The sequence below is a fragment of the Kitasatospora sp. NPDC056731 genome (assembly GCF_040687675.1).
Taxonomy (GTDB): Bacteria; Actinomycetota; Actinomycetes; order Streptomycetales; family Streptomycetaceae; genus Kitasatospora.
In genome coordinates, this window is the sequence record NZ_JBFBNR010000021.1 from 1 (window position 1) to 15,792 (window position 15,792).

Genomic DNA, 15,792 nt, shown 5'->3' on the forward strand with positions numbered 1-15,792 from the left:
TTGACAGCCGGACCGCCGACCGGAAGGCCAAGGTCGCCGAGCGGCTCGCGCACCGCGCGTGCAACAGCCGCAAGGGCGCGGTCAAGGTGGTCATCACCTGGCCGGACCGCCTGTACGTGGCCGAACCCGCGCCGCTGATCACCGTTGCCGCGAGGCTGGAGCGCAAGGGCGGCCGCGAGATGGTGGGCCGTTGTCCGACCAGGCAGGACGCCCAGGAAGCGGCGGATTGGCTGGTGGACCGGTTCTCCCGACTGGCGCCGGGGCTGCCGGTGACCGCCGACATCGAGGCGGGCGGCGGCCAGTTCCTCGTCATCCTGTCCACCGGCCGCCGCTGACCGGGGACCACCAGCGCACACTCGCGTCGAGCTGAACCGTCGGCCCACATCGACCCGCCCCGACGAAGGCTGACCCACGGGCGCGTGACGGGCTGCGACTGCTCAACCGGCGGGCGACCCAACCGAGCGAGCCACCCCCGCGCGGGCGGAGCGGATGCTGGCGCCACCATGGCGATGGCACTCGACGAGAGCGCCGAACAGCAGATGAGTATCAGCGTCAATGTCAGCAGTGATCGCCATCATGGGGACATGAGCAACCCGAATCTGGCCACCGGCAGGGTCTGGCGGCTCCACCGCGGCGACCTTGAGGTTGCCCAGCTGGCGGTGACCGGCGCCGATTGGCCCTGGATGCACGCCGACGTCGAGACACTTCCCGGCTTTGAAGAGTTCCGTCCACTCTTCGCGGAGCAGGAGCGGGCCATCGACGAAGAGGACTGGGAGCAGATCGACGAGTGCTACTTCCGGATCCGCAGTGCGCTCACCATGACGTTTCCCGACGGAAGTCCCGTCGCTGAGTTCATGCTGCACATCCACGACGACGGCACCGCCGGCTGGCGATGGCACGACGAGCCCTTCGGCACGGTGAACCAGTGACGCGCTGGGTTCGCTGCTTCTGGGGTGAGGAGGCCGTCTGCTTCTACTTCGAGCTGGACACCGATGGGCACGTGATCCGGCAAGTCGAGTTGCAGGAGCCCGGAAGAAAGGCGCTGGCCGCCGCGTCGCTGGCCGAGTGGCAAGAAGCCCAAGGTGCCGGTCAGCTGGCCGAATACGAGAGTGTTTACGGTCTGACTGCGGAACTGCCCATCTCCCAGTGGGAGGGGCACGACCCGCAGTGGTTGGTGGCCGATGAGTTCGAGATCGTTTGGTCGACTGCCCGTCGGCAGCTTCAGCAGCGTCAGCGGCGACATCCTTCCTGAGCACCTCAACTGCTGCGGGCTCTGATCAGGAAACTGCCATCTTCAGTGCGAGACCGGGCGTCAAGCGTCTCGCCATCCTGACAACGCCCTGCTCAAGCGGCATCACCTCTGCCGTGATCGATGAGACACGTCATCAGCACCACCTTCGGGTCTTCCACAACGCCTTGTTACTCCATCAGGAAGTCGCCGGTCAACCTGTCACCCCGCAGGTCAACGGCCCCGCCTCTGCAAGATCTAATGAGGCTGGACAGGAGCTCACACCGAGTCATCCAGGTGATGGAAGGCCCCTTCGAACTCTCCCGAAGCAAGCAGCTCGGTGATCACGGTCACCATCTCCCGGATGCCGGGATCTCGAACGATCAGCCCGTCCGAGCACCAGAAGCTCTGTCCACCTGCCGCTTCTCCTGTCTCCTCCCATCTCTTCATCAACCGGCTGACCTCGGCGACGGTGAAGATCGTTGCGCTCCAGCGTGAGCCGTCGGGGAGGCGGACCTCGGTATCGACGTTGCAGACCTCGTCGAGTGCCTCATCGGGGTTCGGGAGGAAGGAAGCCTCGAAGCCATCGGTTCGGACGCGGTAGTAGGGGCCGTCCCATCCGGCCTCGGATCGCGGTTCCGTGCTCGTGTTGGTCACTGGGGGAGGGTCCCAGCGCATGACGCCGGGCACAACTGGCTTACGGGCAGCTGATCACACTGGTGACACCCCTGCCGGTGACCAGGTAGTTTGCGGGAGGACAGAGAGAAGAGTTCGCATGGACTCCCGGATCGCCCGCATCCGACGCAAGCTGGCCAAGGTGCCCTATGCCGCACTGCGAAGCCATTCCTTCGGTGAAGAGAAGCACGGGTTCCGCCTCGAACCCCCGTTGCCGGACGCGAAGGTCGACGAGTTCGAGGCCGATCACCACATCGAACTGCCTGATCCCTACCGCAGCTTCCTGACCACACTGGGCGGGGACGGAGCATCGCCTTTCTACGGCCTGCTGCCGTTGCCGTCATGTCGGCTGTTCACGATGGACCCGCAAGGCGAGCCCGGACGCCCTCGGGGGTTCACGTTCGCCGGCGGTCCGTCTCACCGAAGTGACCTTTTCCTGCACATCATCGAGGCAGGGTGCACCGACCTGGTGCTTCTCGGTATCACCGGTCCCCTGGCCGGCCGCGTCGTCACCGGAAACGCCGACGGCTTCTGGGGCCCCAACGTCTCATCGGCCACCGACTTCCTGGCCTGGTACGAACGCTGGCTCGACCACATGCTCGACGGCCGCGACAACCGTGACCTGGAACTGACCTCGCCCGCCCTGCGAGCGCCTCTCGACAGGGCCCTGAGGAAGCGCTGCGACCGAGAGGATCTGTCACGCAACCGAGAGTCCGGAGTCATGTCATCCGATTGAGAACGAGCCGGAGTCGCCGGCCGCCCCGCCGGTCCACCTCCGTATGGGCGGAGCGGACCTACTGGCCGATCCGTGGTATCCGGCACCGCCGGGCTGGATTCATGACGAGTGGATTCCTCGCCAGGTGGCGAGCCACTGGGCGTTGCCGCAGATCCTCGCCGGGCTGGGGTGGCCGTCGGTCGAGCGGCCGTGGAAGTCCGTGGCGCACCAGCTCGCGCAGATCCTCGGCGGCCACCACGGGGTGTTCGGTGAGGCGCTGTCCCCCGCTGCGATGGCCGATCCGCTGAAGGTGCTGCGCGGGCTGGGCGCGGACGGCTGGGCCGAGCAGCGGGAGGAGCCCGTCCGGGCGGTGTTCGGGCTCTGTGTATCGCCGACGGCGCCGGAGCGGCTGCTGCCCGCGGGTGCGGCGGCGGTGACCGGAGTGGTGGTGCCGGCGTGGAAGCCGATCGGATCGACTGCTGCGGACGGCGCTGTGGAAGCGTGCGCCGTCCCCATGCCCACCCCGAGCGCGGCCACCGAAGACGTCGCGACGGCCAAGGCTTTGAATTTCGCCTGCACGCGAAGAACACTTCCCGATTCCGGGGCCTCGCGATTCAAGCGATCCCCTGAACGACAGTATCGGGCCCGCCTGCCCGAGGCTGCGACGAAGTGACAAGTAGACAGCGGCGCTCCGCCCACGCTCGCGGCTCCCCTCTCGCCAGCGCGCACGGGACGCAGGCCGGACGCGCTGTCCGGTGCGCATCTCGGGCACCGCGGCGGCACGTCTCGAAGTGATGGAATATCAGTCGTCCTGCCGCCCGCCGACCGGGGCCTCTACGCCCCGCAGAGCAACCAAGTGACCTGGTATCTATGGGACATGAAAGATTGGAAAGAAGATCGGATCGCTGCGGCCGAGCGTGCTGAGAACCCCACGGTGCTGGCCCGGATGCGGACCGGCTGGGCTGTGATCGGCGACACGCAGCACCTTCCCGGGTACTGCCTGCTGCTGTACGCGGGCACTGCGAACCACCTGACGGATCTGCCCCGGGACGAGCGGTCCCGCTTCCTGCTCGACCTCTCTCTCCTGGGGGAGGCTGTCGAGGCTTCGTGTGGCAGGCGGGACCAGGCCTTCCGCCGGCTGAACTACGAGGTGCTCGGGAACTCGTGGGAGCACCTCCACGGTCACATTCACCCGCGCTACGAGTGGGAGCCGCCGCACCTTCTCCACAGCCCGGTGTGGCGTTACGGAGATGAGCGGACTGCCCCGAAACACCGTTTAGGTCCGCAGCATGAGGAACTGCGTGCGGAGATCGCCCACGCCTTGACGGGCATTCTTTCCGAGGCCTACGAGCAGGCGTAGCCCAAGCAGGCCGAATGGCCGGAGACAAAGTCCGCCGCCGAGACTCTGATCCGCACGGTTCGGCCGAGCACTGCCGACTGAACGCCGACCCATGAGGAGCCGGCACGACTCTGAGACTGGGATCGCCTGACACGGAGTGGGACAACCGGAGGTGTGCAGGTCAGGGCCTCGCCGGCTGACACCGGGGCCGACGAGGTGTAGCGGCGAGTGCGCGAGCACGCCCGTCCCGCCCGGCCGGTAGCCGCGCTGACCGGCGAGGACGGGGAGCTCCTCAACACCTGGTGGGACCGGCTCGGAAAGGCTGCCTGATGACACGCCCACGACCAGCGGCGTCGACCCGGCCCGCACCGCCCTGCGCGCGGCTCGCCCCACCACCCGCACGAACGGCGACGCCACAGGCTGCGTGCACGGCCAACCTTCTTTTTGTACGGGGGAGTTGGGAGTTGTGAGTGTGCGGTGGAGGCGATCGGGGCATGATCTGACAAATGCATGCCAGGTGTCGGCGGTGTGACCGCCTGGCGCCTCCCCTCCCCGAGGAGTCCTCTTGGCGAACACCTTCCTGCGGCGGCTGTCCTTACCCGCCGCGCTCGCCGTCCTGACCGTGGCGGCTTCGGCCTTCGGCGCCGGCACGGCCCACGCGGCCGAACCGGGCGGCCCGTGCGACCCCCGCGTGGACCGGTACGGGCTGTACGAGGTCTCGACCGCCGTCGTCGACCCGGTGCTCACGCACTGGAAGGGCATCACCATCGCCCCCGGCACCACCGGCTCCATCGAGACCACCGTGACCGAGGTCCAGAACGTCAGCACCACGTTCAACGCCTCGACCGAGATCAACTCGGAGGTGGGCGCGTTCTTCGCCAAGGTCTCCATCAAGGTCGGGTTCTCCGTCCAGAACACCAAGTCCAGCACCAGCACGTGGTCCCAGAAGGTCACGCTGAACTTCTCCCGCCCCGGCGACTACGCGGTGTTCAAGGGCACAAACCGCGTCCAGGGCAAGGCCGACGCGTACGTCTGCCTCCCCCGCTACCCCCCGAGCAGCGACCCCGGCGACGGCTACTGGGCCTACGCCTTCGGCTCCCACCCCACCTACAGCACCTTCGACGCCGAGATCGAGGGCACCGTCTCCTGCGACACGCCGGTCTCCCCCGGCACCGTCCAGGAGCTCGCACGCAACAAGCTCGTCTGCCACTGAGCGCCCCGGGGCCGGCCACACCCCCGGCCGGCCCCGGGCTGCGGCGGCGCGCGTGATCGCGAGGTCGGCCATGCGGTGCAGGACGACGGAACACTCGGAGGCCGGCCGGCGGCTGGAACCTGCCTCCGCCCAGCCCCGTGAATCCGATGGGGCAACTGCCGTTGTGCACGAGCACTGGTGTGCTGCCCGCCAGCACGTAGCAGGCGTGGACGGTTTCGACGGGTGATGTCGTACGCGGGCTGGGAGCTCTTCCCGCCCGCCTGCTGCCCAAGCTCGATGCCCGCCGCCGTCGCCTGCTGTGCCGATCCCATGGCGATCTTCTGACGGTCAGTCATAACGTTTTGGTCGCAAGGGGAACAGGGCGCGCCCTGCTGCCGTCCTATAAGGATGCGGAGCACTCGCGTCGGTTCGATCCTAGGGGGAATCGCTGTGGTGGAATCCTGGTTTGCGGTGGAAGCAGGCGGGCCCGATGCTGTCCTCGACCTGCGCGACTGGCTGGCCGACGAGCCGGCGTTCCGCGGCCGGGTTCGCGTCGTGGCGGCGACGCCCGGTCCGGGCGAGCTAGGGTCCTGGTCCGACACCCTCGTCGTGGCGTTGGGGGCGGGCGGCACGCTCACCACTCTCGCCGCCTCGCTCAAGGTGTACCTGAGCCAGCCCCGCACCAGCAGCATCAAGCTCAAGACCGTGAATCCGGACGGTACCCGCACCGAGGTGACGGCCGAGCACGTCGCGCGTGCCGATGTGGAGTCGGTGCTCAAGGCCGCCCTGCACTCCGGCCGGCGGACCGACGACGTCTCGGACTGACCGTGTTCCGGCTTCCCGACGCCTCTCGCTCGTGGGCCGTGCTGATCGGCACCACGCACTACTCGCACCAGGGCGGGCCTGCGGACGTACCGTCGATCACGAACAACGTGCTGGACTTCCGAGATGTCCTGATCGAAGGACAACCAGGCGCGTTCGCACCCGAGCGCAGCATCACCGTGCTGGACCCGCGACAGCCGAGGGACCTCGGGCTGCCGCTGCTGAACGCGGCGGCAGCCGCCGAGGACGTGCTCCTGGTCTACTACTCCGGCCACGGCCTGATCGGGTCCAAGAAGGGGGAGCTCTACCTCGCACTCACCGAGACCGACCAGAGCATGCCGTCCCTGACGGCCTGCCCGCTCGATGTCATCCGGGAAGCCTTCCAGGCCAGTCCGGCACGCGTCCGGGTACTCATCCTCGACTGCTGCTTCTCCGGCCGCGCGGTCGCGGGCGGGCTGTCCGGGGGCACCCCGCCGGTGGCCGAACAGTTGGAGATCGCCGGCGCGTACACGCTGGTCTCGTCGCCGCCCAACTCGCCCTCCCGCTTCGAGGAGGGCAAACGGCACACCGCCTTCACCGGCGAGTTGCTGCGCGCGCTGCGCAACGGGGTCGACGACGCCGGTCCCGAGGGAGTGTCGCTGGGCGCGCTCTTTCCCCACCTGAGACTCGCGCTGCGCTCGCGGGGGTGGCCGGAACCGGAGCAGTGCGGCACCGACACCGCCGCCAATCTGATCCTCAGCCGCCCGCGGACCAGACGCCCCGCTCGGGTGGGCCCGGGCGAAGCCGCCGACAGCCGCCGCGGACCGGTCACGGAAGGCCAAGGGCCGGTCACCGAAAGGCAGCGCTTCCAATCCCTCGTGCAGGCCGGGCGGCGACTCGGCCAGGGCGGCCACGCGCGGTCCGCCGCCTCGGAACTGGGCAACGTCCTCGACGAGATGACACAGATCCTGGGCTCCGACGATCCGGACACCCTGGCCGGGCGAATCGAGTACGCCCAGTGGCTGGGCGCCGCCGGCCAGGTCCGCGAGGCGCTGGACCTGTCCACGGCGGCGGTGGGCGCGTTGACCCGGGTGCTCGGCGTCGACAACCGGGTGACGCTCGTCGGCCGTGCCCAGCTCGCCCACTGGACCGGGGAGGCCGGGCAGCCGGTGGAGGCGGCGCGCCTCACCGGCGAGGTGGTCACCGATCTGGTCCGCGCCCTCGGCCCGGACGACCGCGAGACACTACTGGGCCGGGGCCGGCTGGCCCACTGGATAGGGGTCTCCGGCGACACCGGCTCCGCCGCCCGGCTCACCGACCTCCTGGTGACGGACCTGCACCGGGTCTTCGGAGCGGAGGATCGCGACACGCTGGTCGGGCGGATCAACCAAGCCCAGTGGACGGGACGGGCCGGCCAGACCCGGCAGGCCGTCCGCCTGCTCGACTCCCTCGTCCCCGACCTCTACTGGCTGCTCGGCGCCGACGACCTGCACACACTGATCGGCCGGGCCCGGCTCGGCCAGTGGACCGGCCTGTCGGGTTCGCCCAAGGGCGCCCGCGGGCTGTTCGCGGCGGTGGTGCCGGACCTGAGCCGGGTCGCCGGGCGGGACGCCCGCGAGACGCTCCTCGCACGCAGCCAGCACGCGCACTGGACCGGGGAGGCCGGCGACCCGCGCACGGCGATCGCCCTCTTCCGGCAGCTGCTCGACGACCTGGACTGGATCCTGGGAGAACAGGACGAGGTGGCGCTGGTGAACCGCGCCCGGCTCGCCCACTGGACCGGTGCGGACGGGGACGTCCGCACCGCGCTCCGCATCTTCCACGAGGTACTGCCGGACCTGCGCCGGACACTCGGCCCCGACCACCCCGAGGTCCGCGCGAACGAGGCTCTGCTGGCCCGCTGGCGCCGCCGGGCGGACCGGCGGCTCAGGTCGGAAATCCTCTTCGGTCGCGGACACCGGACCACCGACCGACGCGGTTTCGGGAAGTGGAGCGATGGCTGAACCCGACGACCGGACCGGCATGCCCGACGGGCTGGCGCCGCTCTCCTCCAGGGACCGCCGGGAGCTGGGTGCCTACCGGCTGCTGGGCCGCCTCGGTGCGGGCGGCATGGGGATCGTGTACCTCGCGCGCTCGGCCACGGGCCGGGCCGCGGCGGTCAAAGTCCTGCGCCCGGAACTGCTGAGCGAGCCGGAGGCGCAAGAACGCTTCCGGCGCGAGATCGCCGTGGTGTCACGGATCCCCGAAGACTTCACGGCGCCGCTCCTGGACGCGGAGGCCGACGAGAACGGCGTCTGGATGGCCACGGCCTTCATCCCGGGGCTCTCCCTCCAGCAGAGCGTCAACGCCTTCGGCCCGTTCCCGGCCGACTCGCTGTACGCGCTGTGGTACGGACTCCTCAGGGCCCTGCACTCCGTGCACGAGGCCGGCGTGGTGCACCGGGATCTCAAACCGTCGAACGTCCTGCTCACCGCGCAGGGCCCGCGACTCATCGACTTCGGGGTCTCGATCACGGCCGACTCGACCAGGCAGACATCGACCGGAGTGATCATCGGAACCCCGGGCTACCTGGCCCCGGAACAGGTCACGGGACGGCCCGTGCGGCCCGAGACCGACGTCTTCGCCCTCGGAATCGTGATGGCCTTCGCAGCGACCGGATCGTCGCCCTTCGACGGGGACAACCTCGTCAACGTGATCTACAACGTGCTCCACGGCGAGCCCCGGCTGTCCTCGCTGCCCGCGGACCTCGACGGCTGGGTCCGTACCTGCCTGAGCAAGGACCCCGCCCACCGGCCAACAGCCGAGGGCCTGCTCAGATCGCTCTCCGACCGCCGAATCACCACCGCACAGCGGCAGCTCGCCCACGGAGACTGGCTACCCGACGCCATCTCCCGCGCCACGCTGCGGCGCGCACAGCTCGTCCTCGACCTCGACCGCCCGTACCAGCTCTCACCAGACCGGGCCCTGGAACCGCCGCCGAATCTCGCCACGGCCGAGACACTCCTGCGACCCGCTCCAGGAGGGCCGACCGTACGACTCCGACCACTCGGCATGCCGACCGGGGCGGTCCTGCCCGTGCCACCTCGGGACACCACGACCGTGCGCCTCGGCACACACAGGTATCCGCAGCCCGCACCGCAGCCCGCACCGCGACCCGAGCAGCCGCCCGCGTTGCCGGCCCCCCCACCGAACCCCCCGCCGAACCCCCCACCGATTCCCCCCTCTGCCTACCTGCCCGCATTGCTGCCGCCGCCGCCCGCGGAGCCGCCGGGTGGGCCAGGCTCAGCCTCCGAGGTCCTTCTGCGCACCTTCGCCTCCCCCATGGAGGCCGAACTTCCGCCGCCTCCCCGCACCGGCCTGCGCCGCCGCTGGTTCCGCCGCCTGTCTGCCTGGCGCGCCCGAGGATGACCGCCCGTCCCGCTCGACGTCCCGCTCGACATCCATGCCGACAGCCCATGAACCGGCACGACCAGGTCTGAGCATGACGAACGCCCCGTACCAGACCGGTACGGGGCGTCGCGCTGCGAACGTCAGGCGGGGCGGATGTGCTCGGCCTGGGGGCCCTTCTGGCCCTGGGTGACGTCGAAGGTCACCTTCTGGCCCTCCTGGAGCTCACGGAAGCCCTGCGAGTCGATGTTGGAGTAGTGGGCGAAGACGTCAGGGCCGCCGCCGTCCTGCTCGATGAAACCGAAGCCCTTCTCGGCGTTGAACCACTTCACGATGCCGGTGGCCATGTGCTGCTCCCTGGTCGGGGACGGGATACGCGCTGGTGCGTACCCCTGGGGTTGAGGTGATCGCCCTGGTCCTCCGACTGCCGATGCTGCGGTACTTCGGATCCACGACTGCTGACTCAAACGATACCCACGACAGCAAGGATCATGCAGCCGATCGCCCCGCGAGATCGCCGGGGCAGTGGTGCTACTTCTGCCAGCCGATGGTCTCGGGCAGCGGGCTGTAGAAGATGGTGGCACCGACGTTGGCGAGGCCCTTCCTGATGCCGTAGGTGGAGGGGCCGCTGTAGAGCGGCAGGAAGGCGTACTGCTGGAGGGCCTTCTGCTCGACCTTGTTGACGGCCGCGATCTGCTGGCCGAGGTCGGCGATCTCGCCGGTGGCGCGGATCTCCTTGTCCAGCTCGGGAGTGCCGGTTCCGGTGATGTTGGAGTCGCGGTCCGAGCAGTAGAAGTCGCACAGGTAACGCGCGCCGAAGGGGTCCGTCGAGCGGTTGCCGGAGATGAACAGGTCGAAGCGGCGGTCGCTGAGCACCTTGGAGAAGTCGTTCTCGGAGACCTTGTTGACGTTCACCTTCACGCCGACGGCCTTGAGCATCGCGGTGAACGCTCCGGCGGTGGCCTTCTCGATGGGGTCGTCGCCGAGCAGGGTGTAGCCGAGTTCGAGTTGCTTGCCGTCCTTGGCGCGGATGCCGTCGGCTCCGGGCTTCCAGCCGGCCGCGTCCAGGGTCTTCCGCGCCTCCTGCGGGTCGTACTTCAGGACAGCGGCGACGTTGTCCTGGTAGCCCTGCTGGAAGCTGTAGAGCACCGCCGAGCCGGGCAGCGGCTCCGTGTAGTCGAGGCCCTGCAACCGGATCTTCGTTATCTGCGGACGGTCGATGCTCTCCTGCACCGCCTTGCGGACCTGGACGTCACCGAGGAACGGGGACTTGGCGTTGAGGTACAGCGCGTACTCGAAGGGGCTGCCGCCGCTGCGGATCTCGGCGTCCTTGACCGTCTTCACCTGCTTGAGGTTCTCCGCGGTCCCGACGGGGGCGTAGTCGAGTTCGCCGTTCTTGAAGGCGTTGATCGAGGCGGCGCTCTCCAGGTTGACGTAGACGCGCTTGTCGAGCTTGCCCGGCCGGCCCCACCAGTTGGGGTTGCGTACGAAGGTGATGTTGCCGGAGTGGTCGTCCCAGGTGCCCACGGTGTACGGTCCGGTGCCCCATTCGGGGTGGGCCGTCTTGACGTACGCCTTGTTGAAGTTGTCGACGGTGGCGGCCTGGGGGTGCAGGAAGGTGGTGAACAGCGCGGACCAGGAGGCGTTGACGCCCTTGAAGGCGATGACCGCCTGCTTGTCGTCGGCGCCCCGGGTGACGGAGGTGATGCGGTCGTAGCCGTCGGTGGAGGAGGCCGCGTAGTCCTTGTCCGAGCCGTTGTCGGCCTTCCAGGTGGCCTCGATGGCCCGCCAGTCGATGGGGGTGCCGTCGTTGAAGACGGCCTTGGGGTTGAGGGTGATGACGACCTTCTGGTCGCCGCCCTCGACGGAGACCTTCACGTCGCTGTAGTAGTCCGGGTTGTACTGGACCTCGCCGGTGGGCGAGTAGGTGATGGCGCGGGCGTTGTACCAGGACCAGATCCGCGAGGCGTTCAGGGTGCCGTTGACGTTGAAGGGGTTGCCCTGCTCGTCGAAGGTGCCCGCGGTGGTGTAGGTGCCGCCGTCCTTGATGTTCTCGTACGGCTGGGGGTTGTAGTCGGTGACCGAGGACGCGACCTTGGCGGCGTTCGTGGCGTTCGTGGCGTTCGTGGCGTTCGGCCCGGAGGATCCGGCGGAGGACGAAGAGGAGGAGGACGAGGAGGAGCACGCGGTGGCGGCGACCGCGACGGCTGCGGCGAGCGCGAGGGGCAGGGCGAGCTTCCGGCGCATGGGATGTCCTTGGTGGGAATCGGTGAGAAGGGGGCGGGGCGGGGCAGGGCGGGTATCAGACCGCGTGGCAGGCGTACTGGTGGTCGGAGGCGTCCGGGGCACCGACGGTCGCCGGCCGCTCGGTGCGGCAGCGGGTCCGTACGCTCTCGTCGGCCTCCCGGTACAGCGGGCAGCGGTCGACGAACACACAGCCCTCCGGCAGCCGGGTGGCACTGGGCTGCTCGCCCGCGAGGACGATGCGCTCGCGGTGGCGCTCGCGCTCCGGGTCGGGCACCGGGATCGCCGACAGCAGGGCCTGGGTGTACGGGTGCCGGGGCCGGGCGAAGATCTCCTCGGTGGCACCGGACTCGACGATGTGCCCGAGGTACATCACCGCGATGCGGTCGGAGACGTAGCGCACCACGGCCAGGTCGTGGGCCACCAGCAGGTACGCCAGGCCCAGTTCGCGCTTCAGCCGGGCGAGCAGGTTGATGATCTCGGCCTGCACGGAGACGTCCAGCGCGGACAGCGGCTCGTCCAGGGCCAGGAGCTTCGGCTCGCGGGCCAGGGCGCGGGCGATGCCGACGCGCTGGCGCTGGCCGCCGGACAGGGCGGCGGGGAAGCGGTCGCCCATGGTGCGGTCCAGGCCCACCAGGTCCAGGAGACGGGTGACCCGGGCCTGGATGGCCGTCCGGTCGGCACCGGCGGCCTGGAGCGGTTCGGCCAGCAGGTCGAAGACGGTCAGGCGGGGGTCCAGGGCGTCCGTCGGGTCCTGGAGGACGATCTGGACGTCGCGCCGCAGCTCGCGCACCTGGGCCGCCGACCGCAGCGTGGCGACGTCGGTGCCGGCCACTTCGATGCGGCCGCCCTCGGGGGCGCGCAGCCGCAGCACCTCGCGCAGCGTGGTGGTCTTGCCGCTGCCGGACTCCCCCACCAGGCCCAGGGTCTCGCCCGCGCGCAGTTCGAAGCTGACGTGGTTGACCGCGTGCAGGGTTCCCACCCGGCGCTTGAGGAGGGCCCCCTTGGTGACGGGGAAGGTCTTGACCAGGTCCTCCACGCGCAGGACCACCTCGCCCGCGGTCCGCTCTCCGGCGCGGGCCGGCGGCACGGCAGCGGCGTGCCCGGCCGGGTCGAGGGTTCCGTCGGCGATCTCCCGCGCACGGTGGCAGGCGACGTGTCCGATGTATCCGATGTGTCCGACGTGTCCGTGCTGCCCGCCCGGTACGGTCAGGGCCGGTGCGGTCAGGGCCGGTTCGGTGGTCCGGCACACGTCCAGGGCCACCGCGCAGCGGGGCGCGAAGGGGCAGCCGCCGGGCAGGCCGACCAGGGAGGGCGGCTCGCCGCCGACCGGGATCAGGGGCCGTTCGACGCCGCTGTCCACGGTGGGGACGCTGGCCAGCAGCCGGGCGGTGTAGGGCATCGTGGGACGGCGGAAGAGCTCGTCGACGCTCGCGTGCTCGACGATCCGCCCGGCGTACATGACGGCGACGTCGTCGGCGTGGCCCGCCACCACGCCCAGGTCGTGGGTGATCAGGACGAGGCCGGCGCCGGTCTCGCGCTGGGCCAGGCGCAGCACGTCGAGGATCTGCGCCTGGACGGTGACGTCGAGCGCCGTGGTGGGCTCGTCGGCGACGAGGACCGAGGGCTTGTTGGCGATGGCCAGGGCGATGACGACACGTTGGCGCATGCCGCCGGAGAACTCGTGCGGGAACGACTTGGCGCGTTCGCGCGGGTCGGGGATGCCGACCAGGTCGAGCAGTTCCACCGCCTGCTCCCACGCGTCCTTCTTCGACAGTTCCCGGTGCACGCGCAGGGCCTGGGAGAGCAGCCGGCCGACGCTGAAGATGGGCGTGAGCGCGGACATCGGGTCCTGGAAGACCATGCCGATGTCCTTGCCGCGCACCTGGGAGAGGCCCTTGTCGTCCATCGCCGCCAGGTCGCGGCCGCCCAGCAGGATCCGGCCGCCGAGGCGCGCGGTGGGCGGCAGCAGGCCCATGACGGCGAGGGCGGTGGCGGACTTGCCCGAGCCGGACTCGCCGACGATGCCCAGGGTGCGTCCGGGCAGCAGATCGAAGCCGATGCCGCGCACGGCCTCCACCGGTCCGGCCTCGGAGGGGAAGGAGACGCGCAGGTCGCGTACGGACAGGACGGGTGCGGGCTCGGTGGGCCCGGCCGGGGAGCCGGCCACGGGCCCGGTGCGGCGGTCGGGTGCGAGGGTCATCGTCGGCCTCCTGCCGCGGCGGTGGTGGACGTGGGGTCGAGGGCGTCGCGCAGGCCGTCGCCGACGAAGGTCATCGAGACGGTGAGCAGGACGGTCAGCCCGGCGGGGAAGGCGAAGAGCCAGGGGGCGCTGGTGATGGTGCCCGCACCGTCGGCGAGCATCGTGCCCAGCGACACGTCCGGGGTCTGCACGCCGAAGCCCAGGAAGGACAGCGCGGTCTCGCTGAGCACGGTGGAGACCACGCCCAGGGTGAGGTTGACGATGAGCAGGGAGCCCAGGTTCGGGATGATGTGGCGCACCACGATGCGCAGGGGGCGCACGCCCATGAACTCCGCGGCGCGCACGTAGTCGCGCTCGCGCAGGGACGTCGACACCGACCAGACCACGCGCGCGGTGGACATCCAGCCGAACACCGTCAGCACGAGGATGAGGACCCGCCAGTCGCCCGCCAGCCGGTGCGAGACCAGGGCCAGGATGAGGAAGGAGGGCACGATCAGCAGGAAGTGGACGACGGCGAGGGTGGCCTTCTCCACCCGGCCCCCGAAGTAGGCCGCGCCCGCGCCCACGACCGCGGCGATGGCGACGGTCAGCACGGACACGCTCACCGCGATCACCAGCGAGCGCTGGAGGCCGTGCACGGCGGCGGCGTAGACGTCGTTGCCGCCCTGGTTGGTGCCGAACCAGTGCTCGGCGCTGGGGGCCTGGGTCAGTGCCGAGAAGTCGGCGTCCGCGTAGCCGTACGAGGTGAACAGGTCGCCGAGCGCGCTGAACAGCACGAGCAGCAGGAAGATCACCACGCCGGCGACGGCGATCCGGTTGCGCAGGAAGCGCCGCAGGTAGAGACGGCGCCGGCCCAGGTAGTGCCCGTCGTGCCCGTCTTGCACGTCGCGCACGTCGCGCACGTCATGCTCAGCGTGCCCGGTGGGCCCGTCGTGCCCGGTGGGCGGCGGATCGGTGGCTCGCGCGGGTGCGGTGGCGAGTACGTCTTCGGAGGTCGCGTCGGGACTCACAGGGGTGCCCATCTCAGCTCACCCGCACTCTCGGGTCGAGGAGAACGGTGGCGATGTCCGCGAGGATCGCGCCGATCGCGGTCAGGGCGGCGGCGAATGCGGCGGTCGCCACGGTGCCGTGCACGTCGTTCTTGCTGATGGTCTGGATGAAGTACTGGCCCATGCCGTTCCAACCGAAGATCGTCTCGGTGAGGACCGCGCCGGTGAAGACGGCCGGGATGCTGAAGGCCACGGACTGTGCGGTGGGGATCAGGGCGGTGCGCAGGGCGTGCCGGCGGATCGCCTGGGCCCGGGTGAGCCCGGTGGCCCGGGCGGTGCGCACGAAGTCGGAGCCGATGACGTCCAGCAGCAGGGAGCGCTGGGTGAGGTGGTAGCCCACGTACCCCGTCAGGGTGAGCGTCAGCGTCGGCAGGATCAGGTGCAGCAGCCGGTCACCGGCCGTCGCCCAGAACCCTTCCACGCCGGGCGAGTTCTCCCCCGCGACGTACAGGAAGTGCCAACCGGCCTGCTCGTTCAGCTGGATGGCCAGCAGCACCAGGGCGAGGGCGGCGATGGACACCGGGACGTTGAACAGCGCCATGGAGAGGGCCTGGGCAGCCCGGTCCCTCCAGCCGTACTGGTGCGAGGCGGTGTGGACCGCGAGGGCGACACCGACGACGACCGACAGGACCGTCGCGCCGATCACCAGCTCGGCGCTGACGAGGGAGCGGTAGCCGATCTCCCCGTTCACCTGGACCCCGACCGGGGAACGGCCCCAGTCGAAGTGCAGGACCACGCTGGTCAGCCAGTCCCACCAGCGGTGGAGCAGCGGCTCGTGCGGGTCGAGGTTGTAGGGGGCCAGGGCCCGGGATATCTGCTCCTCGGTGCGGACCGGGCGCAGTTCCTTGAAGTTCGAGCGCGGGTCGAGGAACCAACTGGCGAGGAAGTACGTGGCGTTGGTGGCCATGGCGATCACCAGGAACCAGCCCGCCGCCCTGCGTGTCACGTACCGGAGCACG

16 protein-coding genes are annotated in these 15,792 nt (G+C 70.0%); 10 read left to right on the plus strand and 6 right to left on the minus strand.

From position 1 onward, the window contains the following. The 3 genes from AB0R04_RS22215 to AB0R04_RS22225 form a co-directional block, all read left to right on the plus strand. A partial coding sequence (locus AB0R04_RS22215) for a hypothetical protein (protein ID WP_363373721.1) occupies window positions 1-335 on the plus strand: 335 nt, incomplete at its 5' end. A gap of 168 nt (window positions 336-503) precedes the next feature. Further along, entirely contained in the window at window positions 504-929 is a 426-nt protein-coding gene (locus AB0R04_RS22220) for a hypothetical protein (RefSeq protein ID WP_363373724.1), read from the plus strand. After that, a complete protein-coding gene (locus tag AB0R04_RS22225) occupies window positions 926-1,252 on the plus strand; it encodes a hypothetical protein (protein WP_363373727.1) in 327 nt (108 codons plus the stop codon). The genes AB0R04_RS22220 and AB0R04_RS22225 overlap by 4 nt, the downstream gene beginning before the upstream one ends. A 255-nt stretch (window positions 1,253-1,507) precedes the next feature. On the opposite strand, the gene AB0R04_RS22230 is transcribed toward AB0R04_RS22225, so the two are convergent. Continuing rightward, the gene (locus AB0R04_RS22230; RefSeq protein WP_363373730.1) at window positions 1,508-1,906 is read right to left on the minus strand and encodes a hypothetical protein; all 399 of its coding nucleotides are present in this window, start codon (window positions 1,904-1,906) and stop codon (window positions 1,508-1,510) included. A 97-nt stretch (window positions 1,907-2,003) separates the two neighbouring features. On the opposite strand from AB0R04_RS22230, the gene AB0R04_RS22235 reads away from it, so the two are divergent. The 7 genes from AB0R04_RS22235 (at window position 2,004) to AB0R04_RS22265 (ending at window position 9,358) form a co-directional block, all read left to right on the plus strand. Then, window positions 2,004-2,639 carry an SMI1/KNR4 family protein gene (locus AB0R04_RS22235; RefSeq protein WP_363373732.1) on the plus strand — a complete coding sequence of 212 codons (636 nt, stop codon included), beginning with the start codon at window positions 2,004-2,006 and terminating at the stop codon, window positions 2,637-2,639. Between the two features lie 43 nt (window positions 2,640-2,682). Next, window positions 2,683-3,291, plus strand: coding sequence for a hypothetical protein (locus AB0R04_RS22240; protein ID WP_363373735.1), 609 nt, complete (start codon window positions 2,683-2,685; stop codon window positions 3,289-3,291). 204 nt (window positions 3,292-3,495) lie between these two features. Next, window positions 3,496-3,978 carry an HIT domain-containing protein gene (locus AB0R04_RS22245; RefSeq protein WP_363373738.1) on the plus strand — a complete coding sequence of 161 codons (483 nt, stop codon included), beginning with the start codon at window positions 3,496-3,498 and terminating at the stop codon, window positions 3,976-3,978. Between the two features lie 544 nt (window positions 3,979-4,522). Continuing rightward, window positions 4,523-5,170 carry a hypothetical protein gene (locus AB0R04_RS22250; RefSeq protein WP_063352637.1) on the plus strand — a complete coding sequence of 216 codons (648 nt, stop codon included), beginning with the start codon at window positions 4,523-4,525 and terminating at the stop codon, window positions 5,168-5,170. A 450-nt stretch (window positions 5,171-5,620) separates the two neighbouring features. Then, window positions 5,621-5,974 (plus strand): hypothetical protein, encoded by a 354-nt coding sequence (locus tag AB0R04_RS22255; RefSeq protein ID WP_363373742.1) that lies wholly within the window; start codon window positions 5,621-5,623, stop codon window positions 5,972-5,974. Between the two features lie 2 nt (window positions 5,975-5,976). Further along, entirely contained in the window at window positions 5,977-7,953 is a 1,977-nt protein-coding gene (locus AB0R04_RS22260) for a tetratricopeptide repeat protein (RefSeq protein WP_363373745.1), read from the plus strand. Next, the gene (locus AB0R04_RS22265) at window positions 7,946-9,358 is read left to right on the plus strand and encodes a serine/threonine-protein kinase (RefSeq protein ID WP_363373748.1); all 1,413 of its coding nucleotides are present in this window, start codon (window positions 7,946-7,948) and stop codon (window positions 9,356-9,358) included. The genes AB0R04_RS22260 and AB0R04_RS22265 overlap by 8 nt, the downstream gene beginning before the upstream one ends. Before the next feature lie 122 nt (window positions 9,359-9,480). Here the strand turns inward: AB0R04_RS22265 and AB0R04_RS22270 are convergent, their stop codons facing one another. The 5 genes from AB0R04_RS22270 to AB0R04_RS22290 form a co-directional block, all read right to left on the minus strand. After that, window positions 9,481-9,684: a cold-shock protein gene (locus AB0R04_RS22270; RefSeq protein WP_063352633.1), complete on the minus strand. Its 204-nt coding sequence runs from the start codon at window positions 9,682-9,684 to the stop codon at window positions 9,481-9,483. A 184-nt stretch (window positions 9,685-9,868) separates the two neighbouring features. Beyond that, on the minus strand, window positions 9,869-11,584 hold the full coding sequence (locus AB0R04_RS22275; RefSeq protein ID WP_363373751.1) for an ABC transporter family substrate-binding protein: 1,716 nt from the start codon (window positions 11,582-11,584) through the stop codon (window positions 9,869-9,871). A 55-nt stretch (window positions 11,585-11,639) separates the two neighbouring features. Next, entirely contained in the window at window positions 11,640-13,784 is a 2,145-nt protein-coding gene (locus AB0R04_RS22280; RefSeq protein ID WP_363373754.1) for an ABC transporter ATP-binding protein, read from the minus strand. Then, a complete protein-coding gene (locus tag AB0R04_RS22285) occupies window positions 13,781-14,677 on the minus strand; it encodes an ABC transporter permease (protein WP_363373756.1) in 897 nt (298 codons plus the stop codon). The genes AB0R04_RS22280 and AB0R04_RS22285 overlap by 4 nt, the downstream gene beginning before the upstream one ends. A 130-nt stretch (window positions 14,678-14,807) precedes the next feature. Continuing rightward, window positions 14,808-15,791, minus strand: coding sequence for an ABC transporter permease (locus AB0R04_RS22290; protein ID WP_063352825.1), 984 nt, complete (start codon window positions 15,789-15,791; stop codon window positions 14,808-14,810). Window position 15,792 lies beyond the last annotated feature (1 nt).

What these genes read in the sequence shown, in the direction of transcription:
- AB0R04_RS22245 (WP_363373738.1), top strand. Translation starts at nt 3,496, where the DNA reads ATGAAAGATTGGAAAGAAGATCGGATCGCTGCGGCCGAGCGTGCTGAG.
- AB0R04_RS22220 (WP_363373724.1), top strand. Translation starts at nt 504, where the DNA reads ATGGCGATGGCACTCGACGAGAGCGCCGAACAGCAGATGAGTATCAGC.
- AB0R04_RS22240 (WP_363373735.1), top strand. Translation starts at nt 2,683, where the DNA reads ATGGGCGGAGCGGACCTACTGGCCGATCCGTGGTATCCGGCACCGCCG.
- AB0R04_RS22270 (WP_063352633.1), bottom strand. Translation starts at nt 9,684, where the DNA reads ATGGCCACCGGCATCGTGAAGTGGTTCAACGCCGAGAAGGGCTTCGGT.
- AB0R04_RS22275 (WP_363373751.1), bottom strand. Translation starts at nt 11,584, where the DNA reads ATGCGCCGGAAGCTCGCCCTGCCCCTCGCGCTCGCCGCAGCCGTCGCG.
- AB0R04_RS22265 (WP_363373748.1), top strand. Translation starts at nt 7,946, where the DNA reads ATGGCTGAACCCGACGACCGGACCGGCATGCCCGACGGGCTGGCGCCG.
- AB0R04_RS22230 (WP_363373730.1), bottom strand. Translation starts at nt 1,906, where the DNA reads ATGCGCTGGGACCCTCCCCCAGTGACCAACACGAGCACGGAACCGCGA.
- AB0R04_RS22280 (WP_363373754.1), bottom strand. Translation starts at nt 13,784, where the DNA reads ATGACCCTCGCACCCGACCGCCGCACCGGGCCCGTGGCCGGCTCCCCG.
- AB0R04_RS22235 (WP_363373732.1), top strand. Translation starts at nt 2,004, where the DNA reads ATGGACTCCCGGATCGCCCGCATCCGACGCAAGCTGGCCAAGGTGCCC.